Below are 229 nucleotides of genomic sequence, written 5' to 3'. Positions count from 1 at the left end.
CCACCACGGCATAGACGCCCCAGGCGTGGATGCCCCAGTGGAAGAAGGTGGTCTTCATGGCTTCACGGGCGGCCTCGACGGTGCCGGCATCGCCGACCGGAGGCGCAGTGAAGTGGAAGACAGGCTCGGCGACGCCGTAGAACATCAGGCCGATGCCCATGCCCGCGGAAAACAGCATCGCGAACCAGGAGCCGTAGCTGAAATCAGGCTCGGAATGGTCTGGCCCCAG

General features: G+C 65.1%; 1 protein-coding gene. It reads right to left on the bottom strand.

Annotated features, from left to right (window positions below; genetic code table 11):
* A partial coding sequence (locus R0J88_RS24155) for a BCCT family transporter (RefSeq protein ID WP_410901479.1) occupies positions 1–229 on the bottom strand: 229 nt, incomplete at both ends.

This window comes from Pseudoalteromonas sp. SIMBA_162, from assembly GCF_046535955.1.
Classification (GTDB): Bacteria; Pseudomonadota; Gammaproteobacteria; order Enterobacterales; family Alteromonadaceae; genus Pseudoalteromonas; species Pseudoalteromonas marina.
Note: the sequence above shows the minus strand (reverse complement) of the source record. Positions and strands in the feature narration are given on the sequence as shown.